We start from the raw sequence: 7,586 nt of genomic DNA on the forward strand, positions 1-7,586 counted from the left end.
ACCGCCTAGACCAATGGATTGCGTTTGAAACCCCAAGAGGTTTCTTGGGAGTCCCAGTCGACGTGGGAGAGAGCGATGTTTGATGAAACGATTTGGGCAGTTGAAGAAGTCAGTGCGCCTTCTGGATAAAACACGGGTATTGCAGAAACATCTCCAACTTGGCAATTTAAGGTTGGGGCGATGATGCTCAAAATATGACGAGCTACGGAAGAATTAAGCAAACCGAGGATATAGTATCTAGATTCTGGCTTGTCTTCAGTGCGAATGACGAGAGCCGGACTCGCATCATCGAAGTAAACACTACCATCATTGAATCTAAAGCTGGAAATTGAAGATGTTATTTTTGACCAAGTAAATGTATAACTTCCATAATACTTGGAAGGCCCTAGCCCGCTCCCCGGGAAACTGCGCAGATCTTGTGCATCATTACGCCAATTGACAACATGTTCGATATTGCCGTACCAGCGTCTAAAGGCCCCTCCTTTGGTGTATAAAGCCCAGGAACTACGTTTTATTTCTTTGGAGGATACTTCATACCACAAACGAAGGAAACGTGCGTTATCCCCGGTGAAAATACCTTTGACTATTGCGAGAAACTGGTCGCGCATCGAAAGTCCCATTTTAAATGCATGAAAAAGTCCACTTCCTGCCCAATAGGCGATTGGAGAGCCGGGAATGTCATGGAACCTCCCAGCATCAGCGCGATAGAACCACCCGCAATCGGGATTCTGAATGGCTTCGAGGGCCTTGGGCGCCTGTGTGGCGGCGCCAACAAAATCTGACAGGCGCACGTAGCCGCCCTTGTAGCCGTCGATATGGGAGTTATGGTAAGTGAAAGTGCAGATAGGGACAGTTGCACCGGCGAAGCCTGAGTACTCAAGTTGGATAAGACTTGTAATTGTCTTTTCGTCGATTAGCTTATTTCGTAGCTTCTCGTAACTGCCTATGAACATCCATACGAAGGGGCACATGATGCCGACTTCGCCATGGTCTTTTGCAATATCCATAATGCGAACGATGAAGGAGGCGAAGAGGTCGCTTTTTACATCGGGATAGTGCTTCTTCACCCACTTGCTCATGAACGGGTTGAAGCTGCTTGATCCCATGTAGGGCGGATTGGCAACCACTACATCGAAACGGCGAGTGAGCGCCTTGCATGCAGCGATTGCCTGCGCGACGTGCTCATTGGCGTTTGAGGAGAAGAGGTCGCCCGCGTTCGATTCGACAAGATCCCCCTCAAGGGCTGCGATGTCTTCGGGGGTGGGCTGCATCAAGCTGCCGATCTCGCTTAGATGGGCAAGGTCTTGCAGGAGTTGCTCTTTGTTGCGGAGCGGGCTTGTGAGACTCAGCTCATCCATGTCGACATCGATGCTGTTCAGCACGCAGATGTTGGCTGTGATGTTGCGCGTAAAGAAACGTCGGTCGTACGCGCGGGCGCACATGGCAAGCGCGAGCTGCGCGATCTGCGCGGCGCGCTGGTCAATCTCAAAGCCCGAGAGATTCTTAGTGAGGATGAGCGCGGAGATTTCTCGCTCACGATAGCCGCATTCCTGATAGATGGCCATGAGCATCTTGAACGCATAGACCAAAATATGCCCCGAGCCGCAGGCGGGGTCGCAGAAGGTGATGTCTTCGGGGCTGTTGATGCGGATGAAGTCCTCATGTTCCTCATCTGGCTCGATGTAGTATTCCATGAGGCGGTCGGAGGGGTTCTCCGCGTGGGCGTGCTCGCGCAGTGTGCTCTCGGGGTGATTGAGCATCCAGAGGCGTCCGAGCGAATTGTCTACCATGTAGCGCACGATCCAGTCGGGCGTGAAGAGCTGTGTGGCGGGGGCAATGTCCTCTGCACCGGCTTTGCGCTTGGACTTGAAGAACTCGGCCTTCACTGCGGAGTTGTAGAACTGGTACATCCAGCCCAGAATCTCAACGTCTACCCAAGCATCCTCCGGGATATTCGTCACCAGGCGGTAGAGCACGTTGAACTCGGTTTTGTTAAGCAGGTTCTGCGGCAAGGTGAGGGCGTCTGAGGTGACGGTACCAAAGACCGACGGCAGGAAGGCAGCGAGCTCGTTGCATTGCGCGATGAGGATGGCACGATAGAGCGCCTCGTCATCGCCCGTTTGAATGAGCTGGGCGACCTCCACCTGGTCGAGGCCGGGGAGATCGAGCGTGGTGGCTACGCGCAGACACTCAGGGTTAAAGCTGCCATCTGCGGCGGTAAGCATGCGCACGTGGCTTGGCAGGTAACCGGCAAGCTCCATGTAGCGGATGGCGGCAAAGCGGTTGAACCAGGTGTAGGCCATGGTGGTGATGAAAGGGAGCGTCCCCTCGCGCTCGATGCGTCGATAGAGCTCGGTGCGTTGAGCGTGCTCGGCGGGGGAGAGCACCACGCCGCGAATGGCGTCGGCATCCGCGGCGTATTCCGCACGGCCCGCATCGTCGAGTGCATAGACATAGAGTTGTTGTTCCATGTCTTTCAGCAACTGCTCGCGCGCTTCGATGGAGAACTTCTCAATCGCCTTGGTGTCCATGGATATCTCCTGCGGTGCCGGATGGGTTATTGGATGCGGATGCCGTCGTTACCTGCGAGGTCGCGGACGAGCTCGGCGCGTACGCGGTCGAGGTAGCGGTCGATGTCTGCCTCGGTGCGGAGCGTCTCGGGTTTGAAGACCAGGCTGCGCTCCACATGCTTGATGCGCGCGGGCTTGGGCGGCGCTGGGGGCGTATGGGTCTTGCTGTCGATGGCCGAAGGCTGTGGCTTGGGCTTGCGCCTCTCAACCTCGGCATCAATCTGGGTGTAGAAATCCGTCTGGTCGTTGTTGAGACGGATTGCGAGCGCGTCGAGGTCGCTGAGCGAGCGCGTGTCATGTGCCATGTCACGCCGCGTGAGCTTGCGCTGTCCGATGGCGGCGAGCTTGACTTCGCTCCGCTCGGCTTTCGCTTCGATATCGGCGTACATGCTCTCGATGCGATCGAGGAGCTCGTTGCGCTTGACCTCGAGTTTCTCGTCATAGACATCCTCAACCGTCTGCATGGCGCCGGAGAGGAGGTTTATCTGGTTGTAGGGGGATGCCGCGTCAAGCACGCGTTCGATGGTGGCGAGCGCCTCGGTAGCGTCGGCGCTGCCCGCGAGGTACTCGCGCTCACGCTTCATGTCTTGGCGAAGTGTGGTTGCCTTATCCCAGATACGCTGCTGGTTGGGGAAGAACTTAAAGATGTCCTCCAGATCATCGGCAGCGTCGAGTAGGTCATCCTCGGCGTCGGCGATGCGCGGCAGCAGGTCAGATGGGTCGGACCCCGCGGAAAGAACGCCCTTGATGACGGAGATGCCATGCTCCACGTTTTCGCGCCCCGGGTATCCTGCGCGGCGGTACTCTCGCTCGAGCAAGTTTTGGAGCTCCTCCAACTTCTCGCGCAGGGCGCTCACGGCGCGGGCGGCAAGGTCTCCCTCTTCCAAGGGGAGGTTTTGCTGGCCCGTTGCTTGGGTGATGATGTCACGTACGGCGCGGCGCACATGTTCCGGAACCTTTATACGCAACTCGATGAGGGTGTCTTTGGTTTCTGTTGCCTTGCGCAGGCGGTTGACCGCGCCTGCAGCAGTGATATCCACCGTGGATCCGGCATAGCTTAGCTTGGCGTCGCCCGCCGCGAGGAGCTCCGCAGCCACGGCGGCTACGTCGATTTCGCGCCAGCCGAAGGGACTATCTTGAAAGCGCTTCTGCACCTCCGCCATGGGGGTGTCTATATGTAGACGGCGCTGGTTTTCCAGGTAGCGCTTCATCTCGTCGACGGCGCCCTCATTAGGAGTAGTGCCGTCGAGTGTGCGACGCTGCCCGCACAGGATTTCGGTGAGCTCGGCGTCGGTGTGGTAGTTGGTAGTGATGAGGGAGAGCTTTGGGTAGACGCTCTCTACCGAGTTCTCCAGCACGCTGGAGAGTACGGCCTTGGCTGTGGTGCCTTGGGCCTTTACCTCGTAGCCGCCCGCGTAGAACGTTCCCTTGCGGATCCCCTCCTCTAAGAGGCTGCGCGCCTCGCGCAGCTCCGCCTGCGCATCGGAGCGGCGGTCGCGGATGATGCGTTGGACGTTCTCGGGCTGGCGACTGAGGTTCTGCGTATTGGCATACCCCTCAATGCGCAGGGCATCTTGGATGAGGTCGTAGTAGCGCGCATCGTCAGAGAGCAGGCAGATGGCCTCATTGCGTTGCGACCGCGCGAGCAACGCCTCATGCGAGGTGGCCTCAGGACCAGAGGCGGCGGTCATGACGCGCAGTACCATGCCGCCCGGGGCACCGTAGCGGGTTTCGTCGATGTACTTTTCCACATCGAAATCGTTCTCGCCGTAGCGCAGTTTGTTGCTGTCAAAGATTTCGCCAAAAACAATCTGCCCCAGGCGTTCGGTGATGCGTGCGGGCTCCACCACGGTGTTAGAGATTGCGCGAGCGATCTCCTGCTCGTCATCGGTCAAGAACTGGTACGCCTCGCCGCTGCGGCCCACGTAGTTCTGGCGCACCAGGCGCGCGAGTGAGTCGGTGACAGCGCTGCGTACCTCGCGCAGGTTGGCGTCGATGTCATCCACCATGAGGATGGCGATGTTTTCGGGGTTGGATTCGACGTCATTCACCCAGCGGATGAGGAAGAGGAGCTTGAGCACCTCAACATCGACAGGCTCGAGCCCCTGGCCCTTGCGTGCCGCCTCGTCCGCACGGTTAATCACGCGGCGCACATGGCCCTCGAGGAAGGTCTCGATGGTGTCGTAGAAGCGCCAGAAAGGCACGAGTGCGCTCTCGTCCTTATCCTCGATCGCCTGTGCTGCCTCTTGGAAGCCGGAGAGCATGGAGCGCTCGCTGCCCGAGGTGTGCTTGCCCGAGCTGCCATGGCGACGAATCTCGTTGAGCGTTGTCTGAAGCAGCGTGAATTGGTAGGTGACAAACGGATAGGACTCGATGAAGTCCTCGGTGCTCGGGTAGCCGCCCAGGTCCTCTTTGGCAGTGCCGCTTTTGAAGTGGAAGAGGTTCTTGAGAGCGGACGCCTTCTGACCGTACACCATGGCGAGCAGGTCGCGCGCGTTCTCGTTCTTCTCCAGGATACGGCGCTTGATGACCTCATCGGCATCGATGCCCGAGAGCGACAGGCGGCATTTGAAGCGGCCAGTGATTTTTGAGAAGTCGTCGCTCTTGCCGGACATGCTCACCACCTCGTCGATGGCTTCTTGGCTCGTGACCATGACCCAGACAAGGCCCTTGCCCTTGGCGCCGAGCTCCTCCACGATGGACTGCAGGTTGAGCATGCGGGCGGTGTCTTTGCCGTTGCCGATGAACTGACCCATCTCGTCCACCATGAAGAGCAGGCGGAACTGTCCACCCTCCTCAGCCTGGCGGCGCTTGGCGTAGGCGACAATCTTGGCGGTGAGCGTATCGATGGAGAAGCCCGCCTCGTCATCGCCCTCCAGATAGCGCTCGGCTTCTGCCTCGCTCATCACCTCGGCGTCGACGAGAGCGCCGATCACATCGTCGCTGTTGAATTCGTAGGCTTCGCGCGTCTCGAGCCATGACTCGCCGGTAAGCTCCTCGTAGCGGGCGCGGAACTCGCTCGTCTTGCCCTTGCTGTCGATGAATTCCTCCAGACGCGCGAGCTTGAGGTCCTCGCCATAGAACCCCAAATGGTCGTAGAACACGCGCGCGAACGTGCGCGCAAGCGCGTCGCGATCTTGACCTCCCACGTTTTTGCTGTCGATGTTGAAGAGGATTGCCTCGGTGGGGATAGTGGCGCTGCGTTGCACCCGCGCATAGAGACGGGCCTCCTCGAATTTGTCCGCGAAGTATTCCACGGCGTGCTTGCCGGCGACCTCGCGGTTCTCCAACAGGTAGGAGAGCATGGTGAGGAAGTGCGACTTGCCGGAGCCGAAAAAGCCGGAGATCCATACGCCCATCTCGTCGGTCGGCGCCTCGAGGGCGCGCTCGTATACGCGGTAGAACGCATCGAAGTGTCCGGCGAGCTCATGGGTTACCACATACTCGGAAAGTTCCTGCTCAATGGTCTCATCGCTCTTCTCCGCCACCTTGATGACGCCGTTGATGGGGCGGTCGATGTCCTTCTGGAACATGTCCTGGATGCGCATGGTGCCCATCCTTTCCCCTCCCGCGAGCGGGAGGCTCGCAGGCTAGAGGATGTTGAACGCCCGGTAGTAGTTACCGTCGTTTATGCGGTCAAACAGATGCAGGTGCTGGCCGTCGTAGCGACCGGGGTACATGAGCACTACCGGGATGTCCTCGAAGACGCTCTGTGCGTTCTCCAAGATGGAGTGGGCGCGCACGAAGGGGTACACCTGCCCCACCCCGGTGATGAGGAGCACGTCACGCCCCGGCTGGTGGGTCGCGTAGTCCATGGTGCGCACGAACACCTCGGGCGTGGCAATCTTTTGTAGGCGCGCGAGCAGCGCGTCGCTGCCGCGTTTCTGCTCGAGCGCCGGTATCTTGTGCAGGATCTTCTTGTCCTCGCAGATTTGAAGGAACACCTGCCATAGGTTGCGCTCGATGATGTGAGCGGAGATGGCGCCGGACTGCGCGTCAGCCACGAGCTCCGCAGTACGGCGTCGCACCTCGAGTTCTTTCGCGGCATCGTAGGGGAACACGTAGAACCCTACCTCGTTGGCAAGACCCCGGTTGTCGAGGAACACCTCGCTGCCCACGCGCTCACGTAGGCGGTCGAAATCGCGGGCGATGTCGGTTGATTGCTGCGACGTCATGCCCCCTCCTTACTCCAGGCAGTTGAACGCGGGAAGCGCGGTGGCGTCACCGTTAGCGTGCATGAGGCGTTCCAGATCGAGATCCAAAAGGACAGGGCGCAACTCATCGCTGCGAGGGCTCGCAAGATAACCAGCCTCTGTGAGGCACTTGGCGAGTACCTGGCGGATTTTGTTGAGGGTGGCGTCTGACCAGGTGGCCACTACGTCGCTTTGGCTGCGAAGCCCTTGAAGGTATTCGGCTATTTCGTGCTTTGCGAGGCGCATGTCGAGCGTTTGGTATTTTTGCCCTATCACGCCAATCATGAATTCCCACACTAGGCGGTAAGTGCGCATGATGGCGTACAGGTTAGCCTGTGCCGCCTGGTTGCCGGTGCCGTGTGCGATGAGACGAGTGAGCTCGAGTTGCAGGGTTGGGTCATCGCTCAGATTGTCCAGCCGCAGCAAGCATGCCCGCGTGAGTGAGCGGATCTCGCGTTCCGTGGGATATTGGAAGTAGTTGTGGCAGAGGTTCTTCTCGAGAACCTCTGCATCGGAGGTACCGTCGAGGCGCAGGCGGGCGACGATGCGGATCTCGGTGAGGAGCCACTGCTCGCGCGTGAGGGTCCCTCGGTATGCCCAGTCGGCACCGGCGGAGCGTCCGTTGCGGAAGCGCGTTTTTGACTTGCCCGAGGCAGGAGCATCCGCTAGTGGGTTATGGCTTGCTGTCTGGGAAGGGCCGCCATTTTTGGCTACCCCCCCCCCTACGTCCAAAAGTAGGGTCGGGCACGAGCAACTCCTTTGCCGCCACGGGCGATGGCGCGGCTGGCGGTATGGGACAGACTATATATACGTACAGGGTTAA

4 protein-coding genes are annotated in these 7,586 nt (G+C 59.0%); all 4 read right to left on the minus strand.

Annotation, left to right across the window (positions count from 1 at the left end):
• Positions 1-5 precede the first annotated feature (5 nt).
• From pglX to B5F89_RS08655, 4 genes are read right to left on the minus strand one after another with little or no spacing between them, the layout of a single operon-like run.
• Positions 6-2,531 (minus strand): BREX-1 system adenine-specific DNA-methyltransferase PglX, encoded by a 2,526-nt coding sequence (gene pglX, locus B5F89_RS08640; RefSeq protein ID WP_087431378.1) that lies wholly within the window; start codon positions 2,529-2,531, stop codon positions 6-8.
• Between the two features lie 26 nt (positions 2,532-2,557).
• Positions 2,558-6,118, minus strand: a complete 3,561-nt coding sequence (brxC, locus tag B5F89_RS08645) for a BREX system P-loop protein BrxC (RefSeq protein WP_158098455.1) — start codon at positions 6,116-6,118, stop codon at positions 2,558-2,560.
• Between the two features lie 42 nt (positions 6,119-6,160).
• Entirely contained in the window at positions 6,161-6,745 is a 585-nt protein-coding gene (locus tag B5F89_RS08650) for a DUF1788 domain-containing protein (RefSeq protein ID WP_087431380.1), read from the minus strand.
• Positions 6,746-6,754: 9 nt separating this feature from the next.
• A complete protein-coding gene (locus B5F89_RS08655; RefSeq protein ID WP_087431381.1) occupies positions 6,755-7,495 on the minus strand; it encodes a DUF1819 family protein in 741 nt (246 codons plus the stop codon).
• Positions 7,496-7,586 lie beyond the last annotated feature (91 nt).

The organism is Collinsella sp. An307, assembly GCF_002161805.1.
GTDB lineage: Bacteria > Actinomycetota > Coriobacteriia > Coriobacteriales > Coriobacteriaceae > Coprousia.